Below are 19,255 nucleotides of genomic sequence, written 5' to 3'. Positions count from 1 at the left end.
TCAGCCTTCCATGTACCACTTTTCTTCGAGTTTTCTCGCAAATGTTTTCAGATCCACTTCTGGTTGTCCTATTCTCGGGATTTCGTAGGGATTAAAGTCTCTTCCTGTCAATTCCTGAACTGTTGACGCAGCTCTTGTAAACCCACATTCATTAAGTAATCTTATTGTAGTATCAGAGTATGTATCTCTCTGGCCAAAAGGATATGAAAATGTTGTAATCTTTTTTCCTATGATATCTTCAATGATTTTTTTAGAATGCATAAGCTCATATCGCTGCTGTTCTTCTGTCTGATAGAGCAATGCATTGTGGTTTACTGTATGTCCTCCAATTGTAATGAATTCAGAATCGCTTAATCTTTTTAGCTCATCATTAGTCAGCGTGCGATCAGTGACTAACCTTTCTCGAAAAGCATTGCCTTCTTGTTCCATCTCTTCAAGGGCTTTATCCCTTTCCCTAGGAGATAGTTTTCTAAGTTCATTTCTTTTCTCCACCAATTTATCTGATGGTACTAATCTTGCAAGTCTATCCCACCAAAACTCATTTGGCGTATCAAGATTTCCAGTGCTTACAAATACAGTGGCGGGCACTTTATATTTTTCTAATATCGGAAGTGCGTATTCCACATTATCCCAGTACCCATCATCAAATGTGATAACTAACGTCTTCTCTTTCACATCTGACCAGTCCTCTTCAAATCTTTTTACATTGTAATTTTCCGCAATATATCTAATATACTGGTCAAACATCTCTGGTCTTACTTCCAGTCCCCAGGGATCGTCTTTTTTTTCTATAACCCGGTGAAAAAAGAGTACTTGGATATATTTCTCATTAGTGACATCCGCCACATTACTATAATCAACTTCTTCAGAAATCTGATCATATATGCTCTTGGTAATGCATTCCTCGTTAGTAACACATTTACTCTTGAGTATACTTATGATCTCATCCTGTTTGTTTTCCGCAACACTAACCAGAATCAAATCATCGTCTGTAATGATTGTCTCATAAATGCCATAAATTGGAGTACCTCTAAACTGACAATTTGGGGCATGTATACTAGTTTGAAGAAACGCCTCTACCTCCACACCGTTCTGTTCAAGAAACCTCTTGGTCTTTTTTCCATAGATTCCTGCGCCGTACAAATAGACTTTGTTGTATTGTTTGCACTTATCAATAAGTTTAGTCAGATCCATAGGTCATATTTTCCCATAGTAAGATGTATCGTTCCCCACCATCAGCGTAGTACGGTCCAAATCGTTTTATTTCGTGAACGTATTCTGGTAATAATGATTCAAAATCATGAGTGTATGGATAATTGCCAGTTACTTTATCCACAATAAGATATTTAATTTTGTTTCTGGAGTATAGATTATTAAAATACTCCAATAAGTATTCCGGTTTTATGCTATGTATAAAATTCACCGCTATCAAAAACTCTATATCTCTGTCTTTAACATCATTGAACGATCCAACATACCACTCTACTCCTCGTTTCATGAATCGTTCTCTTGCTGCACATATTACTTCAGAACTCAGGTCGTACGCTTTTCTGCTATACCCTTCAAGGAGCGAATCACCTATTATATCTCCAAGACCACATCCTATTTCTACAATGCTCCTGTAGGATCTGTCTTTTGTCTGATCAACAATTGCATCTACAATGGCATCTATGTATGGTTTGTCCAGTTTTGGTGTTAAATGCCAGTCGATAAAACCAAAATTCTTCTGAAGTCTTCTCCTGTCCTCTAGGTCAATTTCTCTAAGCTCATCTAATTTTCTCTTATCATTCGTTACTTTCATGCTTTCATCAAGAAGTTTCCATATGAGAGCTCTTTCCTGATCCTGAGCCTCACTAACTATCTCTTCATCAGAAATACCCTCAAAAACATTCTTCCAAGCTCCAACTATATTGTAGTTCATGAAATATTCGGCACTTTTTCTCGCCTGCTTTGAAAGCTCTTCCCTTCTGTCGTCATCAGTTAATAAACTAACTACTTCATCTGCAAAGCTTTTAATATCTCCTTGCTTTACTGTCACTACTCCCTTACCATCTTTTACCAGTTCTAAATAAGGAAGGTCATACATAACTACAGGTAATCCATTTGTTTTCGCCTCTGCAAGAGCCATAGGGAATCCTTCTCCAGGTGAGGTCATAAGCATCACCGAAGCCATTTGATAGTAACTATCTACGTCACTCACAAAGCCACAAAAAATGATATTGTTTTCCAATTTTTTTTCTGCAATCTGTTGCTTAAAATACTTGCCTTCTTTTTCATCCACAGTAGCGCCTACAATGTAAAGCTTTACATCTGGAATGATACTTTTTACCCTTGCTACTATTGGAATGAGATCAAATACACGTTTGTATTTCTGATCAAGTTTCCCAACCCATAATAAAACATTCTTCTCTTGCTTGATTTCTATACCAAGCTCTTTGATAGGAAATGGGTTCGGAATGTATTGAGCTTCCACCCCATTATCTCTCCAAAACAACTCATCTGTCTTTGAAAGCACAACAAGCTTGTCTACTAGTGTATATATTTTTTTATTCTCAAATAATCCGCCTCGTTGCCTAAGCGCATTTATAAAACTGGTATGAGCCTCAACAAAAGTCTTAACCCCCATAAGCTTACAAAGTAGCGCTTCATAATAGAGTAATGCCCCTTCATATGGGAAATGAAAACATGCAATATTTATTTTTTTCTCTTTTAAGATCTGATAACGTTCTTCAATATCATTATAAAAATCCTCACCAAGCGGATGTTTGAATCGTACCAGTTCTACATTTTCTGGGATTGCATACTCCTGATCACTATTCTGATCAACAAAAATGAATACTTTCATCCCCTGTTCAACAAAAGATTTGGCCAGATGCGAAACAACTCTTTCTGTGCCACCGCCTCCAAAAGTAGAAGTAAACATTCCAATCACCAACGGTTCTGTACAGTATTTTTCGCTCTGCGAAGTAGTGATGGTTATTTGCTTGTTGCAAGTCAATACCGCTCTGTCATTCAAAAAAAACAATGCTTTCACCATCCTAATGGCAAAAGCATCCACCTCATCGCAGAAACATTTTCTTATCCTGCTTATATCATAGTCGTTTTTGACTATAGTTGCCGCATCGTCAATAATTGTTTTTAATTCATCATCACAAGTCCTATATATTCCACTAGTTAAATCTAGATGAATCTCTCGAACAAACTCCATATCAGTGATAACTCTTATATTAGAGCCATTATCATTTTGAATTTCGTCAAGTATTGTCTTACAATCTGCTATAGCAACCACATACAGAAAAGTATCTTTGAAATCTGATAGAATACTCGGTCCATAAACTGGAATATTATAAAAAAATGTTCCTTGTTTTTGAGGGTCTATATCGATAAACCCAAAAATTTTCTGCATTATTTCATTATATACATCTGGGACAGTCTTTTTATAACTCTCTAATTCATTAATAAGATTCTTTGCTCGTACCCCTGTACCCCTAATAATAATTTTATTCTGGTTTATCATTCTCAACGAGCCTTTCCCATATTTTATGAGGTTTATCCCAAACTATTTTTTTATCTAAAACATTCCAACTCTCAGTCAAATCCTCCCAGATCTCTACTGCTAGTCTTTCACTTTGAACGGCTATAATCACATAATCATAATCGCATTTAAAAGCATCCTCTAGTCCAGAAATACTGTAATAATCATAGCTATATTTCAAAGGATCCTTGTCAACCCAACGAACTACAGAGATGTTATTATACAAAGAAAGCTGTCTATAGTAATCTCTTCCAACAGCTCCCGCTCCATAAAGAATAAGCCTTTTTCCTTTAAATCTATTCAGATCAGACATTTTATAGACTGGTATATGCTCGCCATAGTATTTTAATTCATTATTAAGCTGTCCTATTTTGTATGATACAGCCCAATTATCAAGAATTTCACTTGTAACATTACTGTAGAAGTCTTTGTTCTTGATATACGAATAGACATGATTTATCGTGTTATCAAAGTCTATTACTTGAGACATGCCATCGTGTAAGTGCGATTTTGAATCTCTCCTCATCCTATAATGCAAAAAACAATTTGTTATAGTAGTAACTCTTTTTACTTCCGGCAATGCCATAACAAAAACGAGCAGATCATCTGCTCGTTTGATAGTATCTGGCATCTTGCTATATACATCTCTAAATATCCTAGTCTTATATATTTTTGTTCCCATCAACGTATTCAAACAACCATTTGTTTTCAATAAATCTGAAATAACGCCATCTAAAGACTCTGGTTCTATAGTAAAAATGGCGTCTAAGTTAGAATGAATACCATCCTGATTATTACCAAAGGTATAATAACCAAATTGTATAATATCCGATTCGTCTTTTTCTAGTCTTTTAATACATGTTTCTATAGTATCTGTATCTATCCAATCATCTCCATCCAAATTAAATATATATTTTCCAGTAACTAATTCTAACCCAGCCTTCCTGGCAGACACCAGCCCTCCATTTTTCTTATGAACAACTTTGATTCGCTTATCTATCTCAACATATTTATCACAACACTCAGAACTAGCATCACTCGATCCATCATCCACCAAAATAATTTCAAGATTCTCATATGTTTGTGCGAATACACTCTCCATGCATTCTGGCAAATATGCCGAAACATTATAAACCGGAATTATTATTGACACTTTATCATTCATTTGATTAAACTCGTCCCTTTAGCTTCGATAATTCTTTTATCCTGTCACAATCAATGTATACATAAATAGTCGGTTATACCAGCTTGTTCAAGAGTAGCTTTGACTTCGTCAGAATACCTTCTACTAACCGATATAATTATTCCAACATCTTTCATGTCCAACACATCATCAAGAGAATATATTTGTTTTCCACGACACATATTGCCTACTTTGTTTTTATCAATAAATCCATTTGGAGAATAGTCCAAAAAGCAAAACAACACATTCAAAAGAGCCTTCCCCTTCTGTCCAGCGCCATATATAAATATAGAACCATGTCTCCTAATGTACTTTTCCAAAGTATCTATAGTATTCCCAAATTGAAACAAATCATATGGTTCCCTCACACTGAACGCCTTATCCACGATATCTAAGCCACTTCTGAGATATTGATTCAGTTTTCCAATATATTTTTCCACAAAAGAATCTGACATTATTGCAACCGATTTATAACCTGCATCCTCGGCAACATATGGAAAACACCTTTCAATAGCATGGCTTATCGTTCCATCTTCAGGCAAAGGTTCTTCACAGAAGTCTTCTTCCTTCCATCCAAAATCAAAAAGTTTTCTCAATGCCTTTGTATTGCACCAGAACATCGTCCCCAATGAAAAAGGTGGCACGTTTTTTGTAATGCTGCTTTTGCAGTTCAATCTATCTAATAGCGTGACAGTATTGTCGTAATTGTCCCCCCACGCATTTCTATGTCCCACTGAAACCTTATCTCCAATATCGATCACCGGTACTAAAAGTCCAATTTGATCATCATTGAGTATCCTAATCACCTCACCAATATATCCTTTTGAACAGATCAAATTTTCCCACATAGATTTTGCCCATAATGAAAAATCGTATTCATACACCTTCTCTCTTGCTTTTTTATCGTGTAAAAAGCAAACAAAATCATAATCATAAAAGACTTGTTTAGCATCCACAAGCAATGCTGCAACATCTCTTCCTCTATTAGCCTTTAATCTTACCTCGCAGTTGCTCCTGTAGGAAAAAATACTTTTTACTATCTTCGCTATATTCTCATTTGCAGTAAGTATAAGAACATAAATAGCCTCTGGCACTTCCTTTATAGCATTAACATACCAATCCAAGCCATCTTCATAATAAAGATACGCAACGACAGATACTTTTTTAAAGCTTATATTAGTACTTTTTTTTGAATTCAAAACCAAATAATTATCACGTGCAGTTTTGCCAAGCATATTATTTCCCCAAAACAACTATTCATTTTAAAATGTACATGCATCAGATATAATAAGTATCTTATCTCTTATAGTTTTCAAGTGGACATTTACGTTTTCTATTTGTCCCTTCTTTTTAATTGAGAAATGTAAAACGACGGGACCTCATTAAAAACAATACTATGAAGCGAAAGAATCCTGCCCAAAAACAAATTACGTAATTCATTCGCAATTTCATAATACTGATTGCTAACTGTAATAATAATTGCATCAATATTAGAGATGCTATCTCCTAACTCATGAAAAAAAGAATCGTCTTTACAGCAACGATTCTTATCAAACACAGCACTAACACAAATATTACTCTGTCTCAGCTCATCATAAAGTTTTCTTCCAAGGTATCCATATCCATAAATTGCTACCGAATGTATGCCTATTGATTCAAGATAATCTCCCATCAACATTTGATTATTCTTTTGAAAGAGTAAGGCACTTAATGCCCTTATATCTAGCATATTTTTCTCTAATCTTTTCCCACATATATCCCATTCTTCAGCTCTCTTTTTAAATTTGCTTTGAATATCATAGTCCTTAATTATTCCAAGATTATATAAATACTCATTTACTTCACACATAGACTGTATCATGTTGTTTTCATTTCTTGATGTATTATTGTCAGTGAATCCATGTAGGAAATCTATATTGTCATTTATTTCCCACTCAACGCCTTTGTACAGAATTAGCGTCCACAAGAAATAATCATCTGAACAATTATAATGAACCAGGTTATTACACCATTCTTTTGGTATGATTTCTTTTTTGAGCATCACTTGCCCCGGGGATATGATCAGATTATTTCCCTTGATGTAATAATCCTTCATAAGTGCACTTTTCATCTCGGCCGCGTCATGATATATTGCCTCTCCATAATTGATTCCATTACAAAGAATTAAGTCATTGTCGGCTATTTGCGACATTTGATTATATATATAGTCTTCGCTGATTATATCATCCTGATCCAAAAAAACTACATACTGCCCATTAGCCAATTCTACTCCTTTAATTCTGGATGCATGAATTCCATAGTTATGCTTATTAGTATACAGACTTTGCTTAATAAAAGGATGCATCGATGGCTTCAGTTCTATTATCTCTTCTGGCCAGTCATTAATAAATACTATCTCAAACATCCCTTCATTTTTAAGGCAAAGATATTTTTCTACGGCTCTGCAGACCATATCTGATATGCCATCAACATATTGCTCTCCTTTATATAAGGGAACAATAAAACTGCACAATACTATTTCAGACATATATCAAAATACTTCCTCTCTATCGTTAATATGCCATTCCCTCATATCTGTCATACCATTGCTGGAAAACATAATATGGCCATATAAGTTTCGAAAAATTTTTCCCAGACCATCTGCCCTGATCTCCGTTTTGCATATACTCAGAAACAAACTTTATCGTTTCTTCCGGATTAAAGATACCTTGCCTTAGCAAATAATCATAAGACGTCCAATCCATTATCTGTTCTTTTAGTGGTCCTCTCAGCCATCTATCTAATGGAACAGCAAACCCCGCTTTGGGTCTATCAAGAAACTGTTTAGGAATATATCGATATGCTAATTCTTTGAGAACAAGTTTTCCAGAATTCGAATCTATTTTGTATTCTAAGGGCAGTGAAAATGCTAGTTCTATTAGCTCTGTATCGAGATAAGGGCATCGACATTCCAATGAACTTCTCATAGTAGCCCTGTCAGCCTTAACTAACATGTAGTCAGGAAGAGATGTATCCATATCTAGTAACATTCGTCGCTGTGCAAGGTTTTCTTCTCCATATACATCATCAAACTGATAATAATACTCTCCTGAGTCTGCAAGTATTTTATCTAGTATATTTGTATATGCATCCACACCCATCTGTGTTTCAATTTTAGGATTTGGTTTACAGGATACCATTCTATATTCTATTGGAAGACTGTTAAGCTTCTTGTTATGTTTTATTCCGGGAACTTGCTTTAAAGCATATATCATTCGCCCTAAGCATTTCTTTTTCTGGGCCAAAATCAATTTTCTATATACTGCATATCCCCCGAACAACTCATCGCCACCATCTCCAGAAAGTGCTACTTTCACACTTTGCCTTGTCATGGCAGATAGAAGCATCAATGGTATTTCTGCTGGATCAGCTACAGGCTGGTCATAATATGTCGGAATGTCTCCCACGAGCGAGAACATTTCATCGTCTGTAATATACCTCTCCTCGTGAGCACATCCCAAATAATTCGCTATCTCTTTTGCATAAACCGCTTCATTTATCTTCTCGTCTTCAAAGCCTATGCAAAAACTTTTTACTGGTGTGCTCAGATGTTGATTTGCGATAGCGCATATTAGTGAACTATCAATGCCTCCACTCAAAAATGCTCCAACTTCAACATCAGCAATTAGTCGACGCTTTATAGCTCTATGTAGTGTTTCATCTACTGCCCCTATAGCATCATCTAAAGTTCCCTTGAATCTGTTTGCACATCTACTATATGTGTCAGCCACACTCCAAAATGTATTTTGAACACATACTCCCTTGTCATATGAAAGAATTGTGCCTGGCTCTAAACAGTATACATTTTCATAAATCGTGCTAGGCGCATGAATGGATCTATGCATAAAATAATCTCCCAGCACATCTTTTCTGATTTTTTCATTAAACCCCGGAAACGCATATATACCTTTTAATTCAGATGAAAAGACAAGCAAATCCTGTTGAACCCAATAAAAAAGGGGTTTCTTCCCCATTCTGTCACGAGCTAGAAATAATGTATCAGTTCTTTTGTCAAAAAGAGCAAACGCAAACATTCCATTAAATCTATCAACGCATGAAATACCCCACTTTAGATATGCAGCCAGAATAACTTCTGTGTCACAGTTAGTAGCAAATTGATAATCACTAAGTTCTTTTTTTATCTCTTTAAAATTATAGATTTCTCCATTAAACACTACAGTAAGATCTTGGTTTTGCGTTGCCATAGGTTGATGACCAGCTTTTGTCAAATCCAATATTGCTAATCGCCTATGCGCCAAACCAACAGACCATCCCTCATTTACTAATTCTACTTCAGTCGCTCCACTATCATCTGGTCCACGATGAATCATAGTGTCACTCATCCGTATTAGGGTATCTTTATCTATATCTTTCTTGCTATAAAGCCCACATATTCCACACATATCGACCTATCACTCTTAATTATTCATCTATTTTTTCAAAATCTTGATGACTCTTTCATTTTAGTATTATAAAAGGCGTAGCCTACGCTACGCCTCTCAATTCATTTTTTCTTTTTTGGTTTGAATTCCTGTATCTGTTTGGAATGTCTTGAAACTGTCTTGTCCATTTGATCTATCAAAGATATCTTTTCTTCAAAAAGCTCCGCTCCATTATGATATCTTTCATATACATCCTTTTGGTACTTAAGTACTTCTTCAAGCACAGGAATAATGCGGTTCTCAATCTGAACAACCTTAATTTCTTTTACATCTACTTCAAGAGAATCCATACGCTGTCCAAGGCCATTCACCTGATTCTCAAGACCATTCACTTGATCCGTAAGGCCATTCACTTGATTCTCTAGACCATTCACTTGGTCCGTAAGGCCATTCACTTGATTCTCTAGACCATTCACTTGATTCTCTAGACCACTCATGCGGTTATCGAGGACATCCATGTGATTTTCAAGACCGTCCATACGACGTTCTAGACCATCCATGTGATTCTCAAGGCTATCCATGTGATTTTCAAGACCGTCCATGCGGTTCTCAAGACCTAGAAATGAACCATCTACAATAACCTTTATTGCTTGCAAATCTTCCTTGCTCAGTGCCATTCTGTCACCTCCTTTGCCTTATATTTTGTGATAAACATATAAGGTAAAGAAAAAAGAAAAATCTCTAAATCAGTTTGTGTAAAAAATTATAAGCTACCTAGATTTGATATTCAAACAAAATCTGGAAATCTTTGGACGAATGTCCGGATACCTAATATGGTTATCGATGTGCTATGCACAATGAGTAATATAATAGATATCCATGCATGAGTCAAGGGATTTTCCGCGCGCTTCGCCATATCGCATATGCGCTATTTCTCTATATGCGACTACTAAGTAATAGTATGTCCACACCCTGATCACCGTCGGTATAACCGCCCTGGAGCCTTGGATGCTTCATGAATACTGCATATACATTAATTTTATAGCAACTAATGCACCATCACAAGTAAATTGTTGTATGAAATACAGTCATCACCACAATATGTAGCGTATGATCAACCATTGTTCTTACAACATAATGTACTTGGCCAAAATCATCCTTATCATTTATATCGGCTAAATCTGCGTTATTCTTAACTTACTATTACCTTTTGCCTATACCCTTTACACCTTCCGCACTTCATCAGCTCTAAGCTCTATCCTTGCACTGGTACCGAACATCTCGAAGGTAGACACCACTACTCGGCGCTTTAAATCTACACTCTGGACAACGAAGACCTGATCACCATACACGCCACTCTCGTCAACCACCTTATCCCCAGCGTGAACTCCTATATCAAGTTCCACCACTCCATCCAGTACGTCATTTTCCCCTTTGAGCTTCTCAAGTTCAGGAAGAATGGGGTCATCATCAGTCCAAAGTCCAAACTTCACCTTCCTGCGCTTCCCAAACATCTCAGCCCCAACCACCGCCATTCTATGGCGGAGTTCTAACTTAGTTATGTGATTGCGGTAGTGCGCAAGAGGTCCTGCGATCTTATCAATCCTTCCATTCTTAGTCATATGTATATAGCTAACATGCATGATCCCATCTGCAAACAATGTTCCCAGAAATTCTTCGTCCTCTTTTCCTATCGGAATAAAGAGCTTACTTCCATCCTCTTCAACAGCTCCAAGAAGCTTGGTAAAATCTTTAACTCCCATAAGCGTGTCAAAAAGTCTTCCTGGATTCTGACACTCCACAAATACATATCCTGGAAACAACTTTCTAAATCCTATCCTGCACTTTCCGCCACTTCTCTTAACATCTTCAAACAGCGGAACAAAGCACTCCCCATAAGCTTCTTCATCACGAAGCTTATCAATAAGTGCTCTCATTTCCTGTTCCTGTCCACTTTTCACCTGTACTACATACCACATCAGCTTGTTCCTCTGTACTTTTCTATCTTTATTTTACACTATCAAACACTATCGCCGCACAAAAAACAAAGGCATAATAAATGAGCGCAAGCAGATTTATGATCTGCTCACGCTCTAGCCCCCTATTTTAAATACCTCCCAGTATTTAAGCATCTAATTCAAAAGTTATTATGCGAAGAACATCTGGCCTTTCTTTTCTTCGTCTTCCTGCTGCTTCTTCTGAAGCATCATCTGGTACTGATCAAGGACCTGTTTAGACTTGATATTCTGAAGAGCCTTCATGGCACGATCCTCGTCACCATCCATTCTGAAACCGTTAAGTTCCAATGATGCTTTAGTATTATAACCTGCAGCGTATTCAACTCTGTTTGTATCTGCACCAACATCTGTCCTTAAGCTCTGAACAGATTTAAGAGCATCGTCAACGGCTTTAAGGTCGACACTTCCACCTGTAACATTGAAACCGCTAAGGCCAAGGCTATCAACTGTGCTGTTGCCTGTAGCAATTTCCACATTGCTACCGCTGCCATTTGCTATACTCAAGCCATTTTCAGAACCATCCAGAAGCTTCTTCTCGTTAAAAGTAGTCTGATTGGCAATATCATCAATTCCCTGCAGATACTGATCGATCTGAACCTGAATGTACCCTTTCTCTTCTGCACCAAGAGTTTCATTTGATGCGCGAAGAGCAAGCTCTCTGATATTCTGGAGGTAATCTGTAACCTGATCAAGAGCTCCATCCTCAATATTAAGAGCAGACTTTGCATCCTTAAGATTCTCTGTTCCCTGATCAAGACCTCTTGTCTGTGCCTCAGTCCTCTGATCTATTGCAAGTCCTGCTGCATCCTGAGCTGCTGTAGTAAGAGCTCCTCCATTAGCAACTGTGCCATATGAACCGTATGCACTATATACTGATGAACCGCTTCCAACTGCTGAAATTCCACTCATTTCGTAGCCTCCTTAATATAAAAAAACAAAACATTGCTACTCACGTTAAACGTAGCACAGAATTACCGAAAAAATAACCCCAAAACTTATCATTTTTTGTACAAAATGAAACCTTGTTACAATATTGCAACAAGGTTTGAAAGTTATTTTTTCAAATTTTCATATATGGCATATATCCCAATCACATTGTTTTAAGGTACTCCATAAAATTACGCTTATTTTCAATAGCCGTTGTGGTTGGACGTCCAAGGTCCTCGCGGGCTCCGATAGAGCATTTCACCTCAATAAATGACAATTCATCCCTGCTAGCGGCCAAAGCAAGCTCCTGGTCCAGATCATCAAACGTATTCACACTTACTGCATTCGGATAACCACAGGCCTTAGCCATCCCCACAAGGTCAATGTTCTCTGCAACTGTAGGCATTCCTCCAACAGTTTCATGCGCACCATTATTGATAACAACATGCACCAGATTTGAAGGCTTATTTGAACCAATAACAGCCATAGCCCCCATATGCATCAGCACAGCACCATCTCCATCCACACACCAGATGCGCTGTCCCGGCTTATTTAAGGCAATTCCAAGAGCTATTGAACTAGAATGTCCCATTGATCCTACAGTCAGGAAATCATACTTATGAGACTGACCGTTAGCCACACGGGTTTCAAAGAGCTCACGGCTTGCTTTTCCAGTAGTTGAGACAATAGGATCCTCCCCGGAAAACTTCACTATGTGCCGAATTATTTCCTCTCTGAGCATGGTATTCTCATTGCTGTATTTCACCTTTGGAGCATCTGTTAACGCTCCTTTGCGTATCACGAACGCCACATCAAGTCCCTGATCCAGCTTGGTCCTGAATCGCTCCATAGAAGCCTTAATGTCATCTTCTGTCGTTTCTGGTCCAACAACAAAGTAATCGATTCCCATGTCTTCAAGAAGCCTCGTGGTCACTTCTCCCTGATAAATATGCTGAGGCTCATCATGTATCCCTGGTTCTCCACGCCATCCAATCACGAAGATCACTGGCATGGCATATACCTTATTATTCAAAAGACTTGCAACCGGGTTAATGATATTTCCCTCCCCGGAGTTCTGCATATAGACAACCGGAATCTTACCTGTCGCCAGATGGTATCCAGCTGCCAGTGCTGCACAATTTCCCTCATTGGCAGCTATGATATGATGTTTGGGATCAATCCCATAAACATCCATCAGATAATTGCACAAAGCCTTCAACTGTGAATCCGGCACTCCGGTATAAAAATCCGCTCCAAGGATATCTACAAAAGATTGTACTTTCATTTAACCAGGTCTCCTTCTCATTTTTCCTGCAGTTCATTGTAATACGCAAGTTTTGAGTGTTCTATGTCAGTTGCCTTAGTCTTCGCAAAGAAATTAGCCAGATACGGAATTATATCCGTGTCAGCTGTCATAGCGTCTTCCATTAGTTCTTTTACCGCTATAAGTGTCTCCGGATCTGCATCCACAAACAAAACATCTGAAGGCTCAAGTCCCATCATGCGTATCTTATCTGCTACCATAGCCACACTGGCATCAGGACTGATGGTGTTAAACACAAACATGTCAGCCACCCTGGCACCTTCCAGTTCCTCAAAAACCGCTGCCTCATCATCACGTGCGAACACGCTACTCACTACGCCGTGATCCGCAGCGTTTTTCACAAGGTCTGCGTTGGACATGGGCAGAATCACCTCTCCCTCGTTCCTGACTCCCTGCCAAAAGGTGTTATCCATCCCCCATATGATCAGCTTGATTTTCTCGTATGGGAAGTTTTCCAGTCTGTCGTTTCCAACAATAACCACCGGATTGGGCATCATAAGCGCACCGAGAATGTTTCGCTCCTCCTGATCCATCTCAGCAAGGGTATCGTTTTCCACGATCAGCACATTAAAGAACTGCACGTCGATGAACTCCAATAGCTCATCAATTCCCGCGAATACCTTTTCCGTTTTCCTGACGATATCGAATAGCTTTCCATTTGTCTCAACGCCATAGAGATCACTGTATGGGAAAAGACTCCTTATCGCCTTAAGCTCTGATCCCAGTCCGCAACCAAAATGCAGTACTGCAAATCTGTCATTTGGTCCGTATGGTATCTGGGATATAACTGTTCCGCTGGCGTAAGCGTACTGCGAAATATCGAATCCGTATTTCTGTAAAAAGAGCTGATGCTGCTCCTCTAAAGCATCATCAAAATCAGCATCTGCACCGCCCTGACTGCCTTCGCAATAAATAAAGCTGTTTCTTACAATTTCAAGCCTGTAGCCCTTTTTCAGAATTTCCAGAGACAGCGCATCATCTGCATAATATCCCGGCGCAAAGTCCTCATCCAGCCCGCCAATCTCATCCCAGACATTGCGTCTTATCAGCATGGCGAAGGACGAGAGTCTCACCCTTTCAAGGCATGGATTTGCTGTGGGTACGTTAACCTTCTCGCCAAACTTTATATATTCATCAACAGTATCAAATACAACATCCATCTGCTGCTTGTTGGCCGCACAGTTTGAGAGGCATCCCACAGCTCCTATGTCATCTTCTGCATAAAGCGCCTGCCTCAAAAAATACAGTGAATCGTACACCAGACAGGTATCACTACTTAAAAGAAATACATCCGCCCCTTCAAACTCAGTACCAACACTGGCTTTTACCGCCTGATTACAAGCAGCGACAAATCCAGCATCTTTGTCTACGGCCACCACCTTGTAGCTTTCGGGCTTCAGAGTATCCTGGATGCTGTCGAGATTTCTTTTTACAAGATCAGGTTCGTTGTGGGTTGCAACTACAATAAGCGTCTTGTCTTCTGCGCCTCTTCCGGTTCCATAGCTTCCTGCCCTGACGTTAGCGGCAGCTGCTGCAGCGTCATCCTCCCAAACCTCCTTGTAACCGTCCTTGTACTCCATCTGGGCGGCCTGAAGAAGTTTCCTGGCAGAAATCTTGGCCTGGACCTCTGGGTTGTCAAAATATCCCTTGTTCTCTTCCAGAACAGTCTGTCCTTTTTCAAAAGAGATTGCGTCAAAATCCACACCAAGCCAGCTAAAATCGCCATCAGTGATAGTATCGATCTCGTAGAAGGATCCGCCAAGTCTAAAAGAATGCCACTCCCTGAGGCGGTATACAGACGGATGTTTTAGAGCAACATAAGTTCCATAGGTTTCAAATTCACTAAAAGCAGAGTCATATATCTTTTCCGGCTCTATTGCATTAATGATCTTCTCCCAGAACTTCACTCCAGGGATTGAGTCATTCTTTTCAATGTCCGCGATAAGGCCGCGCATGATATCGCACTTAAACAGCATGTGCTCAGAGATAAAAGACCTCTCGATCACCTTGCCAAATCCTGGCAGGAGCTTACCCATGGTCTCGAAATACTCAGGGTGGTGCTCATGCTTTAGGTCAAGATAGGGCTGTCCGGACTCGGTACTGAACATGTTTATCTTGCGGCAGGGGATAGTATCTCCGTCCCAGACCATGTAGTACTCGTCCTTACAGATGGCGGAATATTGCATCTTAAGGAACTGCTGGTAGTACCATCCGGTAACTCCTCTTGGCAGGGCCTTTCCCTGCAGGATGGGCTCAAGCCTTCTTGTCATACATGCATGGACATCATCAAATGGCACGATGTCGTTTTCGTCCACCCAGCCTGCCCTATCCGCAATAGCACTGCTTTTTACCAGATCGCCAACTCCGGCAGATCCGATAAAGCACAGATTGCCATAGTCAAAATTAGCCACCAGCCTGGGATAAAGAGGCAGAAGCCTCTCGCAGTCTGCAGGTGTTACAACGATGAGTACATCAAAATGTTTTTCGGTGTTCATGGCATTCCTCCCATGATTCTCAATAGACATGTGATTCCAAAGATCAATGTGCTATTCAAAAAAATGATCAATAATATCTCGTACTGCCCCGTGTCCGCCACAGTAACAGGAAATATAGTCAACAACCTTCTTAACCGATTTATCAGCATCTTTAGGGCATGCAGATACTCCGGCCAACTTCGATGCAGCGACATCATTAAGATCATCCCCGATATACAGTACCTCGTCAAGTGCGATACCATATCTGCTGCAGACTTCCTTGAGAACAGAAGCTTTATCAGCAACTCCTCCTTCCAGGAAATCCATATGAAGCTTAGCGGCGCGGCGCTCATTGAGTTTTCTCAACTCACCGGTAATTATTCCTGTTACCACGCCTCGCTCCTTGAGCCTTGCCAGGGCCATACCATCTTTTGTATTAAACTTCTTAAGCTCATCGCCATTCTCAGAATAATACATTCCTCCGTCAGTAAGACAGCCATCACAATCTGTGACTACCATTTTGATGTTCTTATTACGAGCATCTGTCTGACCACAGAGTCTTTTCTGCAGGAGCTTTTCTATGATAAGAAAATCATCCGGCTCATCTATCTCCAACGCACTATCTTCCGGCATCTCATAGGCTCTGATATTTCCAGCTATTCTGTTTTTTGTCTTTTCCAGAAGCTGCTTGGATGTAATATAAAATGCCCCGTTTTCCATCAAATATCCATCAAAATCCTGTCGTCTTGGGCGATTAAAAACATCATAATTTGACGGATTCGCAAAACCATTCTGATCTTCCTGCCAGAGAAATCTCTTTTGCCTTACAACAGACAAAACGCTGTCTGTTCTCGCCTCATCATACAGCTTGAATCCTCCATCCAGATCTTCACATGTCAGTAACGGAGATGTTGCCTGGATCAGTACGATGTTGTCAAAATCGCGGCCGCTTGAAAATTCCAACATGACCGACTCCGTAGAAGCAGAGTCTGTTGCATTTTCCGGATCTCTGTCAACAACCTTAAGTTTTTGGAACAGTTCTTTTTCACTTTCACAAAATGATTCAACGGCTCGCTTGATATCGATGCTATCTGTTGCAATATACACTTCGTTTATGTACTGGCACTCACAGGCAGCCCTGGCAGTCCAGTAAACCAGCGGCTTCCCGCATATGTTCTTAATATTCTTCAAAGGAATTGATTTACTTCCACCGCGAACCGGTATTAATGCTACATTCATTTACCACAGCACCTCTTAAGAATGTCATGTTATCTGCTGATACGTTTCACTCAACTCGGAGCTTCTTTCTCACAACAAGCTCATCGTCTCCCAGCTTCTTCTCTCCGTCTCCAAGCATTGTTCCTATATCTCTACATCTGTTATAAAGCATGAACATGGCGTTTATTTCCAGACTCGCTTTCTGATCCGTGCCCCACATGTTGTGAGAGAGAGTTACATGTCTCTCAACGATCGATGCTCCGAGTGTTACTGCTGCCACTGTGGGTTCAAGATTCTGCTCATGTCCACTATATCCAACAACGCAGTGGTATCTGTCTTTTAGCGTCTTAATGTAATTGAGATTAAGACTATCCACCGGGGCAGGATAAACTGAATTGGTATGAAGAAGAGCATAATTGCCATCACTTAAGTCTTCTAGTAACGACACGGATTTGTCCAATTCTTCCTGGGTGCACATTCCTGTGGACATTATTACCGTCTTACCGGATTTGCAAGCAGCTCTGATAAGTTCATCACTGCCATTAGTTGCAGAAGCCAATTTGATAAAAGGAATATCATACTGAAGCAGAAACTCCAGACTAGGCATATCCCATGGTGATGCAGTCCACGCAATAGGTTTCTCCTTACAGTATTTATCTATATAGTCATATTCTGCCTGTCCAAATTCGATTCGTTTTTTGTAATCAAGGTATGTCATCTCCCCCCAGGGAGTTGATCGCATGACACTTTTTTGTGCTTCAGGAACTGCTATGTCAGGAGTTCTCTTTTGAAACTTGACGCAGTCCCAGCCAATTGCGAAAGATGCGTCTATCAGTCTTTTTGCATTGCTCAGCTCACCATTATGATTGATACCAATCTCCGCAATAAAGTAAGGTGCACAGCCTTCTCCTACAAGCCTGTCACCTATTTTGATCTGTGTACTCATATCCTTCTCCTTTCAAGAATAAGAATCTCCATTGGTTCAACTTTTTAATGTCAAAGAAAAGCCGGTAATGATTGCCGATTTTGGTATCGAGCTATAACGCAAGCCCAAGACACCTTAATTTATCTATAGCCAGCTGATATCCATATTGCCCAAGATGAAACTGATCTCCAGAAAGGAATCTTTCGTCAGTTTCATTATCATCATTTACCATATCGTAGAACAGCGTAAAGAATTCAAGCCCCTGTTCTCTGCAGATCGCTTCGAGCCTCTCATTATAGTATCTGCCTGCTTGATTACGCTGTTGTTCGCTGCCCACTCTCGGGCGGTAATCATCAAGGGGGGCTGAATCTTTCAAGGACCCTATCGGTCCGTAGCAGATGACCCTATAGCCACGTTCTTTGAGCCATAACAGAAGCTTCATGTAATGCTCAAGAATCTCATCCACTACTTCTTTGTAGTCTCTGCCAGACTGCACCTGTTTATAAACCTGGGTTCTTACATCGATTTCCCCAAGAGAAAAAATAATGGTTTCTCCCTCAAGGAAAAAGTTTCCTTCAAGCCACTCTACTTTTTCTCTCACTCTGTTTGTAGATCCATACTTATCACAGCTGTAAGCAAGACACGGTCCTAAATGCAACACTGTGAATGGATGACCATCAAGCTGATCACATGTGCTAATATCATTCAGAATTGGCTTAAGCGACAGGTCCTGATTTCCGCTAAAGAAGCATGAATGAGAATCTCCCATGGCTATAACAGTGCCTTCCAAAATATGTCTGTTAAGCGCTTTGTCATAATTAGCCCTCTCAATAAAGGGTAGAGCAAACTCAACATCAGGAATCATCCTGTGTTGTCTTAAAATACTGTCAAACAGCTTAAGGGCACCTACGCTGTCTCCCGCATCCTGCATTTCCATCATTTCAGAAGCATATTCCAGCATTTCTTTTGTAATCGCATCATAATGCTCAGACTCGTAAAACTGCCTGATTTCATGCAACTCATAGATAACGCAATCTATAATATCCTTTACCGGAAGCTCCGTAATAAACGAAGGATTATTCTCCAGATTATCCCTAATCTTAAGAAGTAGATTATAATTATTGCTCATTATTTTTCCTTTGGCTCATAAAGACTCAAAGCGAGTATCATAAACTTCAAAGCCACGTTTTTTCTTACCATTTCATTGTATCACACAATAAGCCGCCATTC

14 protein-coding genes are annotated in these 19,255 nt (G+C 39.5%); all 14 read right to left on the bottom strand.

Annotation, left to right across the window (positions count from 1 at the left end; genetic code table 11):
• Nucleotides 1–1,194: a polysaccharide deacetylase family protein gene (locus tag D6855_RS06750; RefSeq protein ID WP_120739361.1), complete on the bottom strand. Its 1,194-nt coding sequence runs from the start codon at nt 1,192–1,194 to the stop codon at nt 1–3.
• The gene (locus tag D6855_RS06745) at nt 1,181–3,517 is read right to left on the bottom strand and encodes a glycosyltransferase (RefSeq protein ID WP_120739359.1); all 2,337 of its coding nucleotides are present in this window, start codon (nt 3,515–3,517) and stop codon (nt 1,181–1,183) included. Before D6855_RS06745 ends, D6855_RS06750 begins: the two co-directional genes overlap by 14 nt.
• Nucleotides 3,501–4,700 (bottom strand): glycosyltransferase family 2 protein, encoded by a 1,200-nt coding sequence (locus D6855_RS06740; protein ID WP_120739358.1) that lies wholly within the window; start codon nt 4,698–4,700, stop codon nt 3,501–3,503. The genes D6855_RS06745 and D6855_RS06740 overlap by 17 nt, the downstream gene beginning before the upstream one ends.
• 50 nt (nt 4,701–4,750) lie before the next feature.
• Nucleotides 4,751–5,953, bottom strand: a complete 1,203-nt coding sequence (locus D6855_RS06735) for a rhamnan synthesis F family protein (RefSeq protein WP_120739356.1) — start codon at nt 5,951–5,953, stop codon at nt 4,751–4,753.
• Between the two features lie 98 nt (nt 5,954–6,051).
• Entirely contained in the window at nt 6,052–7,245 is a 1,194-nt protein-coding gene (locus D6855_RS06730; protein WP_120739354.1) for a glycosyltransferase family 2 protein, read from the bottom strand.
• A 25-nt stretch (nt 7,246–7,270) separates the two neighbouring features.
• A complete protein-coding gene (asnB, locus tag D6855_RS06725) occupies nt 7,271–9,160 on the bottom strand; it encodes an asparagine synthase (glutamine-hydrolyzing) (RefSeq protein WP_120739352.1) in 1,890 nt (629 codons plus the stop codon).
• Nucleotides 9,161–9,261: 101 nt separating this feature from the next.
• Nucleotides 9,262–9,816 (bottom strand): hypothetical protein, encoded by a 555-nt coding sequence (locus D6855_RS06720; RefSeq protein WP_120739350.1) that lies wholly within the window; start codon nt 9,814–9,816, stop codon nt 9,262–9,264.
• Between the two features lie 546 nt (nt 9,817–10,362).
• On the bottom strand, nt 10,363–11,118 hold the full coding sequence (locus tag D6855_RS06715) for a transcription termination/antitermination NusG family protein (RefSeq protein WP_120739348.1): 756 nt from the start codon (nt 11,116–11,118) through the stop codon (nt 10,363–10,365).
• 168 nt (nt 11,119–11,286) lie between these two features.
• Nucleotides 11,287–12,066 carry a flagellin gene (locus D6855_RS06710; protein WP_120739346.1) on the bottom strand — a complete coding sequence of 260 codons (780 nt, stop codon included), beginning with the start codon at nt 12,064–12,066 and terminating at the stop codon, nt 11,287–11,289.
• A gap of 181 nt (nt 12,067–12,247) precedes the next feature.
• Nucleotides 12,248–13,369 (bottom strand): phosphonopyruvate decarboxylase, encoded by a 1,122-nt coding sequence (aepY, locus tag D6855_RS06705; protein ID WP_120739344.1) that lies wholly within the window; start codon nt 13,367–13,369, stop codon nt 12,248–12,250.
• Between the two features lie 17 nt (nt 13,370–13,386).
• Nucleotides 13,387–15,903, bottom strand: a complete 2,517-nt coding sequence (locus D6855_RS06700; protein ID WP_120739342.1) for a DUF6492 family protein — start codon at nt 15,901–15,903, stop codon at nt 13,387–13,389.
• 51 nt (nt 15,904–15,954) lie between these two features.
• On the bottom strand, nt 15,955–17,121 hold the full coding sequence (locus D6855_RS06695; RefSeq protein ID WP_120739340.1) for an acylneuraminate cytidylyltransferase: 1,167 nt from the start codon (nt 17,119–17,121) through the stop codon (nt 15,955–15,957).
• Nucleotides 17,122–17,167: 46 nt separating this feature from the next.
• Entirely contained in the window at nt 17,168–18,046 is an 879-nt protein-coding gene (locus tag D6855_RS06690) for an N-acetylneuraminate synthase family protein (protein ID WP_120739338.1), read from the bottom strand.
• Between the two features lie 91 nt (nt 18,047–18,137).
• Complete coding sequence (locus D6855_RS06685) at nt 18,138–19,154, bottom strand: SGNH/GDSL hydrolase family protein (RefSeq protein WP_120739336.1); 1,017 nt, start codon at nt 19,152–19,154, stop codon at nt 18,138–18,140.
• Nucleotides 19,155–19,255: the final 101 nt, after the last annotated feature.

Origin of the sequence: Butyrivibrio sp. CB08, assembly GCF_003625485.1 — a bacterium.
GTDB lineage: Bacteria > Bacillota > Clostridia > Lachnospirales > Lachnospiraceae > Butyrivibrio.
Note: the sequence above shows the minus strand (reverse complement) of the source record. Positions and strands in the feature narration are given on the sequence as shown.

What these genes read in the sequence shown, in the direction of transcription:
- D6855_RS06695 (WP_120739340.1), bottom strand. Translation starts at nt 17,121, where the DNA reads ATGAATGTAGCATTAATACCGGTTCGCGGTGGAAGTAAATCAATTCCT.
- D6855_RS06700 (WP_120739342.1), bottom strand. Translation starts at nt 15,903, where the DNA reads ATGAACACCGAAAAACATTTTGATGTACTCATCGTTGTAACACCTGCA.
- D6855_RS06745 (WP_120739359.1), bottom strand. Translation starts at nt 3,517, where the DNA reads ATGATAAACCAGAATAAAATTATTATTAGGGGTACAGGGGTACGAGCA.
- aepY (WP_120739344.1), bottom strand. Translation starts at nt 13,369, where the DNA reads ATGAAAGTACAATCTTTTGTAGATATCCTTGGAGCGGATTTTTATACC.
- D6855_RS06750 (WP_120739361.1), bottom strand. Translation starts at nt 1,194, where the DNA reads ATGGATCTGACTAAACTTATTGATAAGTGCAAACAATACAACAAAGTC.
- asnB (WP_120739352.1), bottom strand. Translation starts at nt 9,160, where the DNA reads ATGTGTGGAATATGTGGGCTTTATAGCAAGAAAGATATAGATAAAGAT.
- D6855_RS06710 (WP_120739346.1), bottom strand. Translation starts at nt 12,066, where the DNA reads ATGAGTGGAATTTCAGCAGTTGGAAGCGGTTCATCAGTATATAGTGCA.
- D6855_RS06715 (WP_120739348.1), bottom strand. Translation starts at nt 11,118, where the DNA reads ATGTGGTATGTAGTACAGGTGAAAAGTGGACAGGAACAGGAAATGAGA.
- D6855_RS06685 (WP_120739336.1), bottom strand. Translation starts at nt 19,154, where the DNA reads ATGAGCAATAATTATAATCTACTTCTTAAGATTAGGGATAATCTGGAG.
- D6855_RS06740 (WP_120739358.1), bottom strand. Translation starts at nt 4,700, where the DNA reads ATGAATGATAAAGTGTCAATAATAATTCCGGTTTATAATGTTTCGGCA.
- D6855_RS06720 (WP_120739350.1), bottom strand. Translation starts at nt 9,816, where the DNA reads ATGGCACTGAGCAAGGAAGATTTGCAAGCAATAAAGGTTATTGTAGAT.
- D6855_RS06735 (WP_120739356.1), bottom strand. Translation starts at nt 5,953, where the DNA reads ATGCTTGGCAAAACTGCACGTGATAATTATTTGGTTTTGAATTCAAAA.
- D6855_RS06690 (WP_120739338.1), bottom strand. Translation starts at nt 18,046, where the DNA reads ATGAGTACACAGATCAAAATAGGTGACAGGCTTGTAGGAGAAGGCTGT.
- D6855_RS06730 (WP_120739354.1), bottom strand. Translation starts at nt 7,245, where the DNA reads ATGTCTGAAATAGTATTGTGCAGTTTTATTGTTCCCTTATATAAAGGA.